This is a genomic window from Streptomyces sp. CB02366 (assembly GCF_001905905.1).
GTDB lineage: Bacteria > Actinomycetota > Actinomycetes > Streptomycetales > Streptomycetaceae > Streptomyces.
The window spans coordinates 1,129,335-1,144,656 of the sequence record NZ_LIVT01000001.1 but is presented as its reverse complement, the minus strand read 5'-3'; the positions used below and the strand labels follow the sequence as shown (position 1 = coordinate 1,144,656).

The following is a 15,322-nucleotide window of genomic DNA, read 5'->3' as shown; positions in this document are numbered from 1 at the left end:
CGTGGGGGCGTCCGGAAGCGGTGCTTGCCACGTGTGCCCCTTCCCCGGCCGCTGAATCCGGCGCGCGTTCGCGACTCGTCCGCGAGGCTTTCCGTACGGGTGCGGAGGAACCCGTCTGGCCGGGGAATACCAGGGCAGGAGATTCTGCGCCGAGCGGCAGTCGACGAAGAGGAGGCACCGATGACCCCGGTGGCCGAACAGTGGGGCGAGGCCCTCCGTACGCATCTGACCCTCGGCGAGACGCCGTCGCCCGTGCGGGCGGCCGCCGCGTTCTCCGCCGAGGCGGGGTTCTTCGCCGTCGCGGGGCGCGGTGACGAGGACGGCCTCCCCTACTTCCGGTCGGTGGCGGGCGGCCCGGACGACGTCGAGGCCCTGCGCACGGTGTGCGAGGAGACTGTCCATCAGAGGGGCCTGCGGATCGCGGACGTCCTGTGGCGGCGCGAGAGCCGCGAGGCGGTGTCCGACGCCGTCACCGGGAGCGAGCTGGAACTCGCTCTGCTGAGGGACGGCGACCGCGCCATGTGGGTGGTGCGGGCGGGGCGGGACGTCTGCGTGTTCGTGCTGGTGGACGGGGAGGACGGAGCGAACGTACCCGAGGCCCGGTCCCTGACGCTGGACTTCGCGTCCTTCCTGGCCGGCCAGGGGTACTGACCCCGGCCCGGCCGGTCCGGGCACCCTGGTCCGGCGGACGCTCCGGCCGGGCCAGGGCGCCCGCCGGGGCCGGCCGACCGCAGGCACCGGCCCCGCCCGGGCTGGTCGGGAGCGCTGACCGCGTCCCCGGCCGCTCAGGAGCGCCGGTCGTCTGTGCCCCTCGCCGGGCTGCTCGCCGGGCCGTTCGGAGCGCTGTACGCCTCCGGCTCCGGGCGGTCGTCGGCCAGTTCGGGTTCGAGCCCTTCCGACACCTCCGTACGGGGGCGGCCCGCATCCCTCCGCCATGCCGCGAAGGCCCAGCCGGTCAGGACGACGACCGCCCCGCCCAGCAGCCACCCGCCGATGACGTCGCTGAACCAGTGGACGCCGAGCGCGACCCTGGTGAACCCGACGCCCAGGACGGAGAGCCCCGCCGCCGCCCAGCACGGCCCGCGCCACCCGCGCGGGACCAGCGGCAGCAGGACCAGCAGGAGGACGGCGCACGACGTGACGGCCGTCATCGCGTGGCCCGAGGGGAACGAGTAGCCCGGCGCGTGGGCCACCGGGGCCGGCAGCGAGGGCCTGGCCCGCTCCACCACGACCTTCACGAGCACCCCGATCAGCGCGCCGCCGATCGCGGTGGTCGCCGCCCACGCCGCGAGCCGCCACGCCCGCCGGTACAGCAGCCACACGGTGAGCAGCGCGACCGCCGTGCGCAGCGTCGCGGGGTCCCACACCCAGTCTGAGAGGACGCGCAGCGTCGCCGTCCACGCCGGATGGTCCAGCGCCACCGCGTGCAGCCGGTGGGCCGCGCCCGCGTCCACGCGCCGCAGCGGCGGCCACGCCCCTTCGACGAGGACCGCCAGCAGCGCGAACGGGACCGCGGCGGCCGCCCCGGCCGCGAGCGCGACCGCCAGCCGCACGCCGAGGCGGCGGTCCGCACGGCGGGTCCGTTCGGAGCCGGGCCCGGTGGGGTCCGGTACGGGAGGGCGAGCGGTGGGTCGTGGCACGTCAGGCTCCGGGGTCGGGGGTGATCGGTCCGGGTGCGCGGGCCCGGACGGCCTCCAGTTGGGCGGCGAAGGCCAGTCCGACGAAGAGGGCTATGGAGGTGAGGTAGGCCCACAGGAGCAGCGACATGAACGCGCTCAGGGGTCCGTAGACGGTGTCGAAGGAGCCGCTGATCCCGAGGTAGAGGCTCAGGAGCCAGGTCAGCGCCGTCCACAGGACGAGGTAGACGGCCGCCCCGAAGGCCAGCCACGTATAGCCCGGCTGCTTGCGGCGCGGGGAGCGGCGGAAGACCGCGCTCGCCGAGACGAGCGCGAGCAGGAAGCCGAGCGGCCAGCGGAGCAGGTCCCCCGCCTCCCGGGCGGCGTCGCCCAGCCCGTACACGGAGGTGACGGCCGCGACGAGTTCCCCGCCCGCCACCATCATCACGGAGCCGATGCCGAGCGGGATGCCGGCGCTCAGGGCCATCACCAGTCCGCGCAGGTACTTGCGGTGGAAGACGCGGTCCCGCTCCACGCCGTAGATCCGGTTGGCGCCGCGTTCTATCTGGCACATCGCGGTGGTGACGTTGGCGAGGGAGAAGGCGAGCCCCAGCCAGAGGGCGATCTCGGGGCCGTCGCCGTCGCTCCGCCGGTGGCGGCCCAGGGCGTCGTCCACCACGTCGGCGCTCGGACCCTCGCTGAGGCCGCGGATGGTGAGTTCGGCGATTCTGCCCACGCTCTCGGTGTGCAGTTCGGCCGACAGCCCGACGAAGGCGATCACCAGGGGAACGGTCGCCAGGATCGTCTGGAGGGCCAGCGCGCGGGCGTGGCTGAAGCCGTCGGCGTACCGGAAACGGGTGAAGGCGTCCCGCATCAGGGCCCAGCGGCCGTACCGGCGCAGGGCCGCGAACGCCTCGTCGCCGGAGAGTTCGTCCCCGCTCATGTCACGGGTCACCGGAACCCGGGTCGCGGTCCCCATCAGCGTCCCCGCCCGGGGAGCATGACGGTCAGCGCGCCGGGCCGGACCTCTGCGGCGAGGCGGAGCCCGGGGCCCACCGGGTCGCCGTCGACCTCCCGCGACTGCGGCCGGGTGAAGGACAGTTCGGCGCGGCGGAAGGTGTGGAACTCCACCGGTCGCCCCTCGCCCGCGCCCCGGCCCCCGCCCAGCAGCACTCCCGCCGTGCGCAGCCAGCCGCCCACGCCCTGCGGATCGAAGAGCGCGAGATCCAGCAGCCCGTCGTCGGGCCGGGCGGCGGGGACCGGTGCCGCGCCCGCCTGGACGGCCCCCACGTTGGCGATGAGGACCATCCGGGCGGTGCGGCGCAGTTCCGGCCCGCCGTCCAGGCGGACGGTCAGCCGTATCCGGGGCGCGCGCAGCGCCTTCACCCCGGCCAGGACGTACGCGGGCCAGCCCAGGAGCGACTTGGCGCGGTCGGACGTCTCCTCCAGCATCACCGCGTCCAGCCCCGCCCCGGCCATCGCCGTGAAGTGGACGGCGGGGAACCCGTCGCCCTCGATCCGGCCCAGGTCCAGGGCCCGGGGGCCGCCGGCCAGGCCCGCCGCCAGGGCCTCGGCGGGGGCGAGGGGCAGGCCCAGGTTGCGGGCCAGCAGGTTGCCGGTGCCGCACGGTACGAGGACCAGCGGGACGCCCGTGCCGGCCAGGGCGTCCGCCACCGCGCGGACCGTGCCGTCGCCGCCGCAGACCACGATCAGCTCGGCCCCGGCGCGCAGGGCCTCGGCCGTCCGGCCGCCGCCCGGGTCCTGCACGGTGGTCTCGACGAACGGGGCGTCGCGGTAACCGTGTCGGGCGAGGACCAGCCTCAGCCGCTCCCGGGTGGCCCGGTCGGTCACCGTCGGGTTGACGATGACGGTGGCGTGCTTCCGCGCGGGGGCGGGCCGGTGTCCGGCGGCGGCCACGGCGATGGCCAGGGCGTCGGCGGGGGGCCGTGCCGCCCAGGAGTGGCCGGGCAGCACGGCCCGCCCCACGACGAGAAGGGAGAGCGTGCCGTTCGCCAGCCCACCCGCCACGTCGGTGGGGTGGTGCATGCCCCGGTACAGCCGCGCCAGCCCCACGAGGAGCGGAACCAGCAGCAGCAGGGCGGCCAGCGGCCTGCGCCACGGGGCGCGTACCCGGGACAGGACCAGGACGGCGAGACCGGCGTACAGGGCGGTGGCCGCTCCGGTGTGCCCGGAGGTGTAGCTGGAGGTGGGCGGGGAGCCGTCCAGGCGCTCCAGGTCCGGGCGGGCCCGGTCCACGCAGGCGGTGATCAGGACGAACACCGCCGACTGGAGTGACACCGCCGCGGCGAGGAAGACGGCCTCGCGCCGCCGGGGCAGCCGGGGCGCCAGGACCAGTGCGAGGCAGACGAGGAAGGTGAGGCCGACCACGGTGGCGGTGTCCCCGAGGGCGGAGACGGCCGTGGAGAGCGCGTCGAGCGTGCCGGTGCGGGCGCGGACGAGGGCCTCGACGACCGCGTCCTCCGCCGTCACCGGCCACAGGCCCCGGGCCGGTCCGGTGATCAGCAGACCGATGCCGACCATGAAGGCCGCCTGGCAGACGGCGAAGGCGGCGACGCGGACCGCCGCGTGTCCGGCTCCGCTGGTGAGGGCGGGGGAGCGGCCGGGGCGTCGGGGGGCGGGCGCACCCCGGTCCGCGGCCTCTCCCGGCCCCTGCGGCTCTCTTCTCGTCACGGTGGTGTCCATCGGGTTCCCCCCGTCTGCTCCGCCCGGCGTCTGCTTCGCCCGGCGGCGGTTCGCGGGAGCCTGTTCTCCCTCGGCGCTTCGCCGTATGCCCTCTCGTGCGCGGGTCAGGCTTCCCGGCGGCGTACGCATTCCGGCTGTGCGGTGGCACGGGCGGGCGGTCGGTCGGGCGCGTCCGGTACGGCGGCGGGCCGGGTCGGGGCGGTGGGTCGGCGGATAGGTGGGCCTGCGGATCGGGTCGGCGGGCCTGCGGGTCGCTGGGCGGGTGGGTCGTCGGCTCGCGGTCCACGGGCTGCCGGGCCGCCGGGGCTCAGGGGCTCAGGGCCCGGAGAGCGGCACGGCTGCGGTGATGGCCCGGCCCCCCTCGGGCAGCCGCACGATGTCGACGTGGTCGGCGAGATGGTGGACCAGCCACCAGCCCAACCCCTCCAGCCCGCCGCGACGCGGGTCCGGGGCGATGGGCGAGGCGGGCAGGACCTCGTCGCAGGGGTCGGTGACGCTGATGGTGATCTCGCCGCAGTTCAGGGTGCAGACGAGGAAGCAGTCCCGGGAAGCGCCCGCCCGGTGGTGGAGCACATGGCCGACGAGTTCGGAGGCGACGATCACGGCGTCCCAGACCCCGTCCTGATGGGCCGTCCGGTACCGGGCGTCGGGCGCGCAGCGCAGCGGATAGAGGGCGTACTCCACCTCCTGGCGCGCCTCGGCGGCCGTCCTCGGCCGGCACACGAGGTTTCCCCTGTCGGCTCCCTCGTTCTCCACGAGCCGACTCCTTTCGTACGGTACGGGTCAGAGGGCCCGCGGCTTCGGAATGGCCGGACGCGCAGCCCTCACGCGCTCACCTGTCGTGCGCCGACCCGCCACACGCGGGCCCGTCCCGGGGTGGGCGGGGGCGCCCGACGCCGCCTCCTCCTCGGCCGCCGCCCTCCGCAGGATCGTGTCGGCGACGAGCAGGGCGTCGTGGACGGTACGGGTGCCGGTACTCACACAGAGCGTGTACGTCACGTCCTCCAGGCTCCGCTGCAGTTCGTAGTCGGAGTCCTGGGAGTGGCGCAGCTGCAACTCGTTGTAGCGGGCCAGCAGGGTCCGCATGGCTTCCGGGCTCGGGATCAGCATCGTGTCCTCACCAGCCGTCGCAGGGGCGATGTGGCACACCTTGTGCCCGGGGCACCCCTCTGTCATGTCTTCTTCCCGCAGCCGTTTTCGGGGGAATGGTCCGCACGGGTGGAGACAGGTTTGAAGGGGGCGAGGGCGGTCAGGCGGTGACTGATCGCACACGCCGACCACATCACGAGGTGAGTGACATGGCTGCTGACGAGAAGAGCCGGGCCAAGACCGAGCAGGCCAAGGGCAAGATCAAGGAAGTCGCCGGGCGTACCGTCGGCAACGAACGCCTCACCGCCGAGGGCCGGGCCGAGCAGGCCAAGGGCGACGCCCGCCAGGCCAAGGAGAAGATCAAGGACACCCTGACCGACTGACGCTCCCTCACCTGGCGGCGCCGGGCCCCGCGCAGTCCGCCTCCGCGGGGCCCGGCGCCGACCCGCCCCGGCCGCTGTCCGGGTCCGGGGCCCCGGCCTCGGCAGCCTTTTTCCTTCGCTCCGGCCTCACCCCTTGCCCGCGAACCCGTCCAGCGCCTCCAGTACCGCGCGCCGGGTCTTCGGGCCGCCCATGTGGCCCGCGTTGTCGATGACCGTCAGGCGGGCGTCCGGCCAGGCGCGGTCGAGTTCCCAGGCGGTGACCAGAGGGCCGGCCAGGTCGAAGCGGCCGTGGATCAGGACGGCCGGGATGCCGGCCAGGCGGTGTGCGCGGGCGAGGAGTTGGCCCTCCCCCAGCCAGGCCCCGTGGGAGAAGTAGTGGCTGCAGATCCGGACGAGGGCCTGCTGGTCGCGGTCCGGTCGCCCGCTGTACGGAGGCGGGCCCGCGACCGCCTCCATCGAGACCACCGCGTCCTCCCAGGCGCACCAGTCCGCCGTGGCCTTCTCCCGGACGGCGGCGTCCTCGCTCTCCATGCGGCGGGCGTACGCGGCGACCAGGCCGGCGGGGTCGCTCGTCTCGGGAACGCCCGCGCGGAAGGCGTCCCACGCCTCGGGGAAGAGGTGGCCGACGCCCCGGTAGAGCCAGTCGATCTCGCTGCGGCGGGTCGTCGTCACCGAGGGGATGACCGCCTCCGTGACCCGCTCCGGGTGTTCCTCCGCGTACGCCAGGATCAGTGTCGAGCCCCACGATCCCCCGTACAGAAGCCACTTGTCGATGTTCAGGTGCTCCCGCAGGCGCTCCATGTCGGAGATCAGGTGCGCCGTCGTGTTGTACGCCATGTCCGTCGCCGGATCGCTCGCGTGCGGGGTCGAGCGCCCGCAGCCCCGCTGGTCGAAGAGGACCACCCGGTAGCGGTCCGGGTCGAAGTACTGCCGCGAGCGGGGCGTGCTCCCCGAGCCGGGGCCGCCGTGCACCACGAGGGCGGGCTTGCCGTCCGGGTTGCCGCACACCTCCCAGTACACGAGGTTGCCGTCCCCGACGTCCAGCATGCCGCTCTCGTAGGGTTCGATCGGCGGATACGGGTCGTTCGGCTCGCGACGCACGGCGGCCTCCCTCTCGGTGCGGTGGGCGGTGGGGGATGGGCCACGTTACGCGGATGCGCCGAGCGGAGGCATCTCCTACGGTTCCGGGCATGCCGGTACGCATCGATCTGACCCTGGACTGTTCCGACGCCCAACTCCTCGCCGCCTTCTGGAAGTCGGCCCTGGGATACGTGGACCAGCCCCCGCCGCCCCCGTTCGCGACCCGGGAGGAATGGCTCGCCCAGTTCGACCTGCCGGAGGGCGAGACGGTCGACGACGGAGCCTGGCTCTGCGACCCGGACGGCATCGGCCCCCGGCTCTCCCTCCTCAAGGTCCCCGAGCCGAAGACCGCGAAGAACCGGCTGCACATCGACGTGCGGATCGCGGTCCACGGCACCCCCGCCGAACGGTGGGACCGTATCCGCGCGGAGGCCGCGCGGCTGGTGGCGGCGGGCGGGTCCGTGGTGGCGGAGGTCGATGAGCACCATGTGGTGATGGCCGACCCCGAGGGCAACGAGTTCTGCGTGGCGGCGGCCCCTCCGGCGTCCAACTCGTAGCGTCCAGGGGCCGTAGAACCCCGAGAAGCCGTCCGCGCCGGACCGTTTCCGCGCCCGTGCCTCAAGTCCGCGCACGGGCGCTCTCCGCACAAGGACTTCGCGGTGGCTGTGGAACGGGCATGGACCACGGCCCACCCCGGTGGCCTCCTCGTTGGGGGGGGTGACTTCACCCCGCTGCCCGAGGGGCCGCCCGTTTCGATGGCGAGGTGGATGAACTGCGCATGCCCCGCCTGACGCATCCGGCCCTTGACGGCACGGAAGCGCCCACGAATCCGGCCGGTACCGTGGTGATCGGGGCGCGTCGCGCCTTACGGTGAGCTGGAACCGGGTTGCACGGGCAGACCTGGGCCCCGCCCGCTGACCGTTCGCGCTCAGGGGGAGCGGCGATGCCGTGGAATGTGAAAAAGGTGAAGTATGCCGGTTTCTCAAGAAGTAAGTAAAAACCGCTACCCCGCCACCTAAACCCGCAGGTCACGAACTGTGGTCCCCGCGCACGCGGGGGTGGTCCCTCGACGGATGGGTGCAGCAGGGGCGCTTGGAGGTGGTCCCCGCGCACGCGGGGGTGGTCCCACCGTCGGCGCCTCTCGCTTCCAGGCCCGGGTGTGGTCCCCGCGCACGCGGGGGTGGTCCCCACTCACCACCCCTCAGAGGACAAGGCCATGAGTGGTCCCCGCGCACGCGGGGGTGGTCCCAGGGTCGGGTGGTTGCTCATGCCGCCACCTCGGTGGTCCCCGCGCACGCGGGGGTGGTCCCCACGAAGGAACCGAAGATGCGCCCTAATCTTGGTGGTCCCCGCGCACGCGGGGGTGGTCCTTGGGCAAGAACGATCTTGGTCCGGTCACGCGGGTGGTCCCCGCGCATACGGGGGTGGTCCCGCACCGGATGGAGCGCCGACGAGATCGGCGAAGTGGTCCCCGCGCACGCGGGGGGGCGGTCCCTCGACCCGGATCACCTGGTCCAGCGTCGAGTCATGGTCCCCGCGCACGCGAGGGTGGCCCCTGGGGCATCGTCTTAGGCCAGACCGGCAAATTAGCAGCAGTTCAACCAAGGACCACCCGTTCGTAAGCCCCGACCTTGGCGGCTGCGCGGGACGAGCGGCGCAGAACCCACCAAACCGTCACCAGAAGGCCGAACGGTCGATCACTATTCCCCTGCCGGGTTCTAGGGCGTGTTTCGAAAGTCCCGCCTGTTCGGCGACGCCCGGCACGCACGCTCGCCGCGTTGTCGGGACCACCCCGATACAACCGGTATCGGGGCGGCCCTCCGCCTTGCGATCGCACGCACCGGACGCCGCCGAGCCCGCCCTCCGGGCGGACGGCGCTACTTTCGAAACACGCCCTAACACCGGAATGACGAAAGCCCGGCAGCGTACTGCCGGGCTTTCGAGATCACCGGGCGCAGGGTCAGCGGCGAGCGGTCACCAGGAGCGTCCCGATGTGCCCGACATCCGGAGCCTCCACGACCCGGGCGTCAACGTCGCGGAAGCCGGCCCGCTCGAGAAGGCCGGTCCACCGACGCGGGGTGTAGCTGTACCGGTAGGTGTACATAGCCCGTCCGGTGAACCCGCCCTTGTACATGCCTTGCGGCCCGTATGCCCCGGGGATCGCCGGAGGATGGGAGAACGCGAGGACCCCGCCCGGCCGAAGCCGGTCCGCGACGAGCGGGAGCAGCCGGGCCGGGTCGGTGAACCACACCGCGCCGAAGATCGAGTAGATGGCGTCATACGTCGCCGGGTCCGCAGCAAGGGTCTCCAACACCTCGCCACAGACGAAGTCGGCCCCCGTACCGGCCCACCTCGCGGTCACCTTCTTCACCATCGCCGGCGATAGGTCGATACCCGTCGCCTTGATCCCGCGCTCGGCGAGGAAGGCGAGCGCCCGGCCGGTGCCGCAGCCGATCTCCAGCGTGGTCGTCGGGTCACCGAGAAGCTCCGGCCCCGGGCCGTGGCCGGCGTACTGCGTCCAGCAGAACGTCGGCTCCATGTCGTCCTTGAACGCCGTCGCGGCGTAGGTGTCCCAGAGTTCCGTCTCGGCTGCGATGTCGTGACGTGCGGGCACGGCGCCTCTCTCAGTAGGTGACGGGCGAGGGCCCCGCCCTCCGCGCGAGAGGAGAGGCAGGGGCCAGCGTAGGGGGCACGAAGTGCGAGTCAGTGGCTGTCGGGGACCTTGCTGTCGCACGGGGAGCAGTCGGCTCCGTCGATCGCCCAGAGCTCCCCGTCGACATCCCAGCCGTCTGCCGCGAGGAAGTCCGCGGTGCGCAGGCACAGGCCGTCGCTCCGGCGTTGGATGAACGGGGCGTGGTGCTTGTACATCCCGGCGTTGTGGACCTTGCAGAGCGCCCAGTAGACCGGAGTGTCGAGGATGAGCTGATGGACACCGATGTCGACGAGCTTTCCGACGCCGAGGTGGACGTCCGGGTTCTCCATGGCGCACACGGTGTACGCCACGGCCTGGCCGAGGATCCTCTCCGCCATGTTCCGCACCATGGTGTTGTCGCGGAGGAGCAGGGAGATCTCCCGCTCCCACAGAGAGCTGCCGTCCATGACGTTCACCGTCAGGTGCTCGATGTGCGGCGCCAGGTCGTTGAGGATCTGTTCCGGATCGCTGGTACGGGCGAGGGTGGGCGGCTGAACTGCGATGGTCATCCTGTCCTCCGTCGATCGTCGAGTCGTGCGATGGAACCCGCACCCCCGTGGTCGGGATGCGGAGTGTGTTGGGCCTGCCCCTCAGTCGCGGGGCGAGGCGGTAGACGAGGAATTCAGCGGTCTCGTCTCCCGGGCCCCACGGGCGGTCGCGGGAGCGGATGTGGCGCCCTCCGTCGATCAGGACCGTCCTCAGCTGGTCGAGGCAGTCGCGCCAGTGGTCCTCGGCACCGGCGGGCAGCAGGCCGGTCTCCGTGGAGCGAGCGGAAGCGGCTGCCGGCCATCAGGTCACCCATGTGCACCGCTTTGCTTCAGGCGGCCAAACCATCTGAGTGATCGGATGGGCACCCCGGCCATCCGGTGCCTGCGGGTCATCGTCGAACCAGCGCCACCCCGCCTTGCGCACCACGTCGCGGACGACGTGCTCCGGAGACCGATCGGCGTAACGCCAGATGCGCTCTTGGTGGTTCGGCGGCACCGGCTTGGGCAGAGCCCACGCAGCGTCAGGGAGTGCCTCCCGCGGCGTCGCTCCTTCGCACAGCCGGGAGACCAGCAGTCCGGCGTCGTAGTGGTAGTGGAGTGAACTCCCCCCGCTCGACTCCACGACGTACCCCAGGGACTCCAGGGCGCAGGCAGTCGCGGCGACCCGCTCCTGCCAGTGCTCCGTGGCTCCGGCCGGAAACTTACCCTTCTGGTAGTCGCGGCGGAGGGCCGTATCCGGCGTCCAGCTCACCGTGACGCACAGCTCCGCGCCGTCAGGCCAGGCGGCTTCGGTGAGGACGTAGGCGCGGCAAACGCCCACGTCCGCCGGCACGACGTGGCGCGCAGTCCGCTGGCCGTGCTCCGAAACGCCGTACACCCAGCTCTCGCCGATACCCAACTGGACGAGCTGGTAGTTCACGAGGGCGCGCCCGCTCCGGAGGTCGGCTGGATCGTAGACGGGTTCGGTAGTGGTCATCCTGTCCTCGGTCGAAGATCAGTGGCGTGGTGGATCCCGCACCCCAGCCGACTGGGGTGCGGAAGCTTTGTCGGCCTGGCGTCAGATCGTCTCGGCGGCCTTCCGGAGGGCGGCGACGCTGGCCGGCACGTCATGGTTCAGGCGGACCCGCAGATGCGGGAGTTTCGCGAGGCGTGCCGTCACCTCGTCACGGGCACTGCGCCGACCACCCCCGTCGACGCCGCGCGCCAGCTCGAAGACATCGGGGTACCGGTCCTCCGTGGCACCGGACATGAAGTCGTCTTCTCCCGGCCCGAGCGCGTGGGCGCCGTCGCTGACGTGAGGCGAGCCCGCCGCTTCGACCCGGGGGAAGAGAAGCCCGGCCGCGCGGCCTTCCGTGGCCAGCTCGACGCCGAACAGCGGCGTGAACTGCTCGGGGAACACCTGGACCTTCCGCTCCCTCCGCCTGTCGGGCTCCCACAGCGGCGAGAAGTTCCCGGCGAGGAGGGCGTCCGTCACCGTCTCGTGCTGCGTCGGGTGGAAAGCCCCGCCTTCCTGCAGGTGGCCGCGCGCCGCCGCCCCCCAGCCGAGGGAGTCGACCAGGCCGAGACCGAGAGCAGCCGCGGAGGGCCACGGCACCACCTCCACGTCCTGCTCACCGGTCGGCCGGACCAGCACCCGGTCGTTGGCGAGGAGCTGCCACCCGGCCAATGCCAGCAGGAGCGCGGTCGTCGTCTTGCCCGCCCCCTTGCCGCCGAACGCGAGGAGCGTCGCCCCGTCCTCCGGCCGCACGACAGCCGATGCGTGCAGGACCGCCCATCCCTCCCGCAGCAACTGGCCCCGGATGACTTCGCGGGCCAGGCGCGCGGTTGCCAGCGCCAGCTCCATCACGCCGGTACCGGAGAGTTCCAGTCGCCCCGTGGACGGGTTGCCGTGGTACGCGATCGCCTCGTCCGGCGACGCCGCGATGATGTCTTCCCCGCCCCGGGCGACGAGCATCCGGTGCCGCGCGTACTGGACTTCCTCGGTCTGCTGGCCGTCGTGGACCTGGCGGGTGAGCGCCGCGTACTTGGTCGGGTCGACCATCGCGACGACCGTGGGGCCCACGCACGCTTTCGAAGCGTCGACCACAGACGCGGCCCACCACGGGCCGAAGTACCTCTGGGCCCAGTCCGTCACCTCCGTCCGATTACTCAGGACGGTGACGGCCGCAGAAGCGGCCTCAAGGCGTGTAGCGGTGATCATGCGGGGATCCTCTCGACTGGAGCAGGCAGATGGGTGTAGGCGTCTCGGAGGCTGCTGGCTGCAGAGTCCAGACGCAGGCGCTCGAAGCGGGTGAGGGGCGGCAGGCAGGGCACGGCCATGCCGCCGGTGAAGCGCAAGGGGAGGCCGAGCCAGACGTCCCCGTACGACACGGACAGTTCCTCGACGCCGTCGGCCAGGCCGAGGGCCTTGCGGAGCGTCGACAGCACGGATCCGGCCGGGCCATAGCGCGTACGGCCGATCCCGGCCCGGATCAGAGCCGGCCGCCGCTGGAGTTCTTCCGCGACCGCGCGGGCCGGGGCGGACACCGGGCGGCCGTCGACCGTCGTCGTGGACAGGCACAGGACCGCGTGGTCGCCGTGCTCCCCAACGACGTGGCCCTGGACCCGGTGCGGGGAGACCCGCTCCCGTTCGGCGAGGATCATCCGGTAGCGGACCGAATCCAAGTTGGAGCCGATCCCGTAGACCCGGGCGCACCCGGACACCTCGGCGAAGAGGCGGGCCAGCAGATCCACGGGGTTCGTGACGACGAGGACACTTCCGCTGTACCCGTGCAGCCCGTGCGCCAAGGAGCTGATCGCAGGCGCGTTAGCCGCGGCACCACCTCGGCGGATGTCGCGGGCCTCAGCATTCGTGAAGTCGGTGCGCAGGGCCACCACCACCGCGTCGCACCCGTGAAGGTCCTCCGCACACCCCGCCTCGGCACGAGTGCCGGACCGGACGGACAGCGCGAGGTCCTGGAGGTCGGCCACCAGTCCGCGCGGCTGCTCGGCCCTTTTGGACGCGATGATCAGCCGCTCGGGCAGCGCGGCCGACACCAGGACGGCCGCGACCGCCTGGCCGACCGCGCCCGCACCGACGACCCCCACCACCGGCCCCGTCACCGCCGGCCCCACGTGGTGTGCTCAACTTCGCTGAAAATGGCGTCGATCAGGTCGGGCCCCGTCATCGACCCGATGAGAAGCCCGCTGGCGCGCTCCACGACCTGTGCGACCCGGCACCCCTGCGACAGGAGCGTCCGCTGCGAGACCGACAGCGGACAGCCGGGCGGCGCGGACAGACACGAGGCCAAGTAGTTCGTCGTATCCATCAGCAACAGGATCATCGTCTCCCGCAGCGCGTCGGCCCGCTGCGCCTTCGGCAACGCCGCGAAGTACCGGTTCAACGAGGTCATCACGCCCTGCATGATCTGCTGTTCGGCCCGCAGCTCGTGGTGGTCCAGAGCCAGCAGCAACGCCCGGCCGCAGAGCTTCGCCATGTCGGGCTGCGGCCCAGCCGCCCACTGGAGCGCCGGGTCGATGAAAGTGAGCCGGTGGCTGCCCAGGAAGACGTGCTCGGGCTTGAGGTCTCCGAAAACGGCCGTCTGCTGCCGGGAAGGGAGCGCCACTGCGAGCCGCCACAGTCGGCGTACCGTGTTGCCGACGAGGTCGACGACGGTCAGGCGCTCGGCCTCTTCGAGCCCGCTGTCGCAGCCGAGTTCGGCGATGTATCCCGGCCCGTTCGGGCCCGTGAACTTTCTCCGGAAGATGTCGACGATGTTCCGTTCGTCGATCGGCCACGCCCCCCGCAGATACCCCGCTCCCGCTTCGCTGTGCAGGTCCCTCAGCGACACCAGGACCGTGTCCAGGAGAGCGGAGGTGTCCCAGGGGCGGGCGATGATCTCCTCGGCGATCGTCGTCCCCGGCACGGCGTGGGTGAGCAGGACGCCAGCACGGAACCCGGCGGTGTCCGCCACCCGGGGGCGGCCGATCTCCCGCAGCGCTTCCAGGTGCTGGTACTCCCTCCGCGTCACCGAGTCACGGCTCCTGGTGTACGGCTCCTGCACCTCCATCACCTTCGCCATCGTCCCCCGCGCGCCGCGCAGGATCGACACCAGCGATGTGCTCAACCATCCGTACTTCGCGAACAGTTCAACGCCGTCGACCGTCACCGGGCAGACGTACGACGTGATGCTCGGGCTCTGCGGCCCAATGACGACATTCCGGTCCGGCCACAGGTCATCGACCGCGAGGGCGATCACCCTCCGGCTCGCCGCGTACAGCTCCTCCGAGTCCACCACCGTGGCCCCGCTCGTGGTCAGCGTCATCAACTCCTCCGTTCTCGGATCGCGTTCATGTGCCGACCGCGTACAACGCGGTCGCATCAGGCCGGCCCGCCCCACGAGATGCCCAGGCAGAGCACCGACAAGAGCGTCGCGAGGGCCACCCAGTAGAGAACCTGCGCCGCACGCTCACTCACCGGGCTTGCCCTCCGGGCTGAGGGCGGCCCACACGCGCTTTCCGCATGGCAAGAGGTCGACGCCCCACTGGCCGCCGCTCAGCGCCTCCACGATGCCCAGGCCCCGCCCGGACTCCTGCTCGTCATCGGCGGTACGAACAGCCGGCCGGTCCTTCGACAGGTCGGCGACGGCGACCCGCACCTGCTCCACCCCGAGCCGGGTGACGGACACCCGGACCCGGTCGCTCTGTGCGTGCAGCACGGCGTTCGTCACCAGCTCGCTCACGACCAGCTCGGCCGCGTCCTGTACGCCGGGCAGCCCCCACACGTCCAGCGCCAGCCGCACCAGGCGCCGGGCGCGGCGCGCGGACACGGCGTCCCTCGGCAGCGTCTTGGTGTAGGCGGGCATCCGGCCCGCTCCGGCATCGACCATGACAAGCGCTCCGATCCTCCTGGATGGGCGTCTGCGAACTGCTGGGGATACCGTCACCACGGGCGCAGCCGCACGGAGCAGGGTTTCCAGCATCACGACCGCCCCAACTGGCCGGTGATCATGTCGAACCCCTGTTTCCCCAGGACGGCGAGCGATCCCGGGTCGCACAGCTGAACCGGGGCGTCCACCGGGACTACCCACCAGATCGGCACCCCGGTCCGGTGCCGGGACCTCCAGCAGCGCGCCGCGGTGGTGCGCCACCGACCCGGGAACGTCCCACTGCGCCGCCGCGTCCGTCGAGACGAGGACCACGTACGCCCCCTTCCCGACCGAACTGGTTCTCCTGGTGGAAGACCGGGGCCCCGCCCAGGCGGGCCCACAGCGACGGGCCGCACTCGGCCGG

General features: G+C 72.5%; 16 protein-coding genes. 3 read left to right on the top strand and 13 right to left on the bottom strand.

Annotated elements, in window-relative coordinates; genetic code table 11:
• The first annotated feature begins 180 nt into the window (after positions 1-180).
• Positions 181-651 carry a hypothetical protein gene (locus tag AMK24_RS05070; RefSeq protein ID WP_073765312.1) on the top strand — a complete coding sequence of 157 codons (471 nt, stop codon included), beginning with the start codon at positions 181-183 and terminating at the stop codon, positions 649-651.
• A 134-nt stretch (positions 652-785) separates the two neighbouring features.
• Here the strand turns inward: AMK24_RS05070 and AMK24_RS05065 are convergent, their stop codons facing one another.
• The 5 genes from AMK24_RS05065 to AMK24_RS34565 all read right to left on the bottom strand — a co-directional run bounded on the left by AMK24_RS05065 (position 786) and on the right by AMK24_RS34565 (position 5,495).
• Complete coding sequence (locus tag AMK24_RS05065; RefSeq protein ID WP_073765310.1) at positions 786-1,640, bottom strand: phosphatase PAP2 family protein; 855 nt, start codon at positions 1,638-1,640, stop codon at positions 786-788.
• 1 nt (position 1,641) lies between these two features.
• A complete protein-coding gene (locus AMK24_RS05060; RefSeq protein WP_073765308.1) occupies positions 1,642-2,595 on the bottom strand; it encodes a YihY/virulence factor BrkB family protein in 954 nt (317 codons plus the stop codon).
• Positions 2,595-4,319 (bottom strand): diacylglycerol kinase family protein, encoded by a 1,725-nt coding sequence (locus AMK24_RS05055; protein ID WP_073765306.1) that lies wholly within the window; start codon positions 4,317-4,319, stop codon positions 2,595-2,597. Before AMK24_RS05055 ends, AMK24_RS05060 begins: the two co-directional genes overlap by 1 nt.
• Before the next feature lie 315 nt (positions 4,320-4,634).
• Positions 4,635-5,075: an ATP-binding protein gene (locus AMK24_RS05050; protein WP_073765304.1), complete on the bottom strand. Its 441-nt coding sequence runs from the start codon at positions 5,073-5,075 to the stop codon at positions 4,635-4,637.
• A 27-nt stretch (positions 5,076-5,102) separates the two neighbouring features.
• Entirely contained in the window at positions 5,103-5,495 is a 393-nt protein-coding gene (locus AMK24_RS34565) for a DUF5133 domain-containing protein (protein ID WP_242434908.1), read from the bottom strand.
• A gap of 122 nt (positions 5,496-5,617) precedes the next feature.
• Here AMK24_RS34565 and AMK24_RS05040 point away from each other — a divergent pair, with 122 nt between their 5' ends.
• On the top strand, positions 5,618-5,791 hold the full coding sequence (locus tag AMK24_RS05040; RefSeq protein ID WP_073765302.1) for a CsbD family protein: 174 nt from the start codon (positions 5,618-5,620) through the stop codon (positions 5,789-5,791).
• A gap of 126 nt (positions 5,792-5,917) precedes the next feature.
• On the opposite strand, the gene pip is transcribed toward AMK24_RS05040, so the two are convergent.
• Positions 5,918-6,892 (bottom strand): prolyl aminopeptidase, encoded by a 975-nt coding sequence (gene pip / locus AMK24_RS05035; protein ID WP_073765300.1) that lies wholly within the window; start codon positions 6,890-6,892, stop codon positions 5,918-5,920.
• Positions 6,893-6,981: 89 nt separating this feature from the next.
• Between pip and AMK24_RS05030 the strand changes: the two genes are divergently transcribed.
• Positions 6,982-7,428: a VOC family protein gene (locus AMK24_RS05030; RefSeq protein WP_073765298.1), complete on the top strand. Its 447-nt coding sequence runs from the start codon at positions 6,982-6,984 to the stop codon at positions 7,426-7,428.
• A 1,403-nt stretch (positions 7,429-8,831) separates the two neighbouring features.
• Here the strand turns inward: AMK24_RS05030 and AMK24_RS05025 are convergent.
• The 7 genes from AMK24_RS05025 to AMK24_RS04995 all read right to left on the bottom strand — a co-directional run bounded on the left by AMK24_RS05025 (position 8,832) and on the right by AMK24_RS04995 (position 14,919).
• On the bottom strand, positions 8,832-9,485 hold the full coding sequence (locus AMK24_RS05025) for a class I SAM-dependent methyltransferase (RefSeq protein WP_073765296.1): 654 nt from the start codon (positions 9,483-9,485) through the stop codon (positions 8,832-8,834).
• An 89-nt stretch (positions 9,486-9,574) separates the two neighbouring features.
• Positions 9,575-10,072 carry a hypothetical protein gene (locus AMK24_RS05020; protein WP_073765294.1) on the bottom strand — a complete coding sequence of 166 codons (498 nt, stop codon included), beginning with the start codon at positions 10,070-10,072 and terminating at the stop codon, positions 9,575-9,577.
• A 280-nt stretch (positions 10,073-10,352) separates the two neighbouring features.
• A complete protein-coding gene (locus tag AMK24_RS05015) occupies positions 10,353-11,027 on the bottom strand; it encodes a hypothetical protein (RefSeq protein WP_073765292.1) in 675 nt (224 codons plus the stop codon).
• An 81-nt stretch (positions 11,028-11,108) separates the two neighbouring features.
• Positions 11,109-12,251, bottom strand: coding sequence for a hypothetical protein (locus tag AMK24_RS05010; RefSeq protein WP_073765290.1), 1,143 nt, complete (start codon positions 12,249-12,251; stop codon positions 11,109-11,111).
• Positions 12,248-13,153, bottom strand: a complete 906-nt coding sequence (locus AMK24_RS05005) for a lactate/malate family dehydrogenase (protein ID WP_107427350.1) — start codon at positions 13,151-13,153, stop codon at positions 12,248-12,250. Before AMK24_RS05005 ends, AMK24_RS05010 begins: the two co-directional genes overlap by 4 nt.
• Positions 13,150-14,355, bottom strand: coding sequence for a hypothetical protein (locus tag AMK24_RS05000; RefSeq protein ID WP_073765286.1), 1,206 nt, complete (start codon positions 14,353-14,355; stop codon positions 13,150-13,152). Before AMK24_RS05000 ends, AMK24_RS05005 begins: the two co-directional genes overlap by 4 nt.
• Positions 14,356-14,499: 144 nt before the next feature.
• A complete protein-coding gene (locus AMK24_RS04995) occupies positions 14,500-14,919 on the bottom strand; it encodes an ATP-binding protein (protein WP_242434907.1) in 420 nt (139 codons plus the stop codon).
• Positions 14,920-15,322 lie beyond the last annotated feature (403 nt).

Bases quoted from the DNA above. Each gene is read 5' to 3' on its own strand.
- AMK24_RS04995 (WP_242434907.1), bottom strand. From the start codon at position 14,919: ATGGTCGATGCCGGAGCGGGCCGGATGCCCGCCTACACCAAGACGCTG.
- AMK24_RS05060 (WP_073765308.1), bottom strand. From the start codon at position 2,595: ATGGGGACCGCGACCCGGGTTCCGGTGACCCGTGACATGAGCGGGGAC.
- AMK24_RS34565 (WP_242434908.1), bottom strand. From the start codon at position 5,495: ATGACAGAGGGGTGCCCCGGGCACAAGGTGTGCCACATCGCCCCTGCG.
- AMK24_RS05015 (WP_073765292.1), bottom strand. From the start codon at position 11,027: ATGACCACTACCGAACCCGTCTACGATCCAGCCGACCTCCGGAGCGGG.
- AMK24_RS05070 (WP_073765312.1), top strand. From the start codon at position 181: ATGACCCCGGTGGCCGAACAGTGGGGCGAGGCCCTCCGTACGCATCTG.
- AMK24_RS05000 (WP_073765286.1), bottom strand. From the start codon at position 14,355: ATGACGCTGACCACGAGCGGGGCCACGGTGGTGGACTCGGAGGAGCTG.
- AMK24_RS05030 (WP_073765298.1), top strand. From the start codon at position 6,982: ATGCCGGTACGCATCGATCTGACCCTGGACTGTTCCGACGCCCAACTC.
- AMK24_RS05040 (WP_073765302.1), top strand. From the start codon at position 5,618: ATGGCTGCTGACGAGAAGAGCCGGGCCAAGACCGAGCAGGCCAAGGGC.
- AMK24_RS05010 (WP_073765290.1), bottom strand. From the start codon at position 12,251: ATGATCACCGCTACACGCCTTGAGGCCGCTTCTGCGGCCGTCACCGTC.
- AMK24_RS05055 (WP_073765306.1), bottom strand. From the start codon at position 4,319: ATGGACACCACCGTGACGAGAAGAGAGCCGCAGGGGCCGGGAGAGGCC.
- AMK24_RS05020 (WP_073765294.1), bottom strand. From the start codon at position 10,072: ATGACCATCGCAGTTCAGCCGCCCACCCTCGCCCGTACCAGCGATCCG.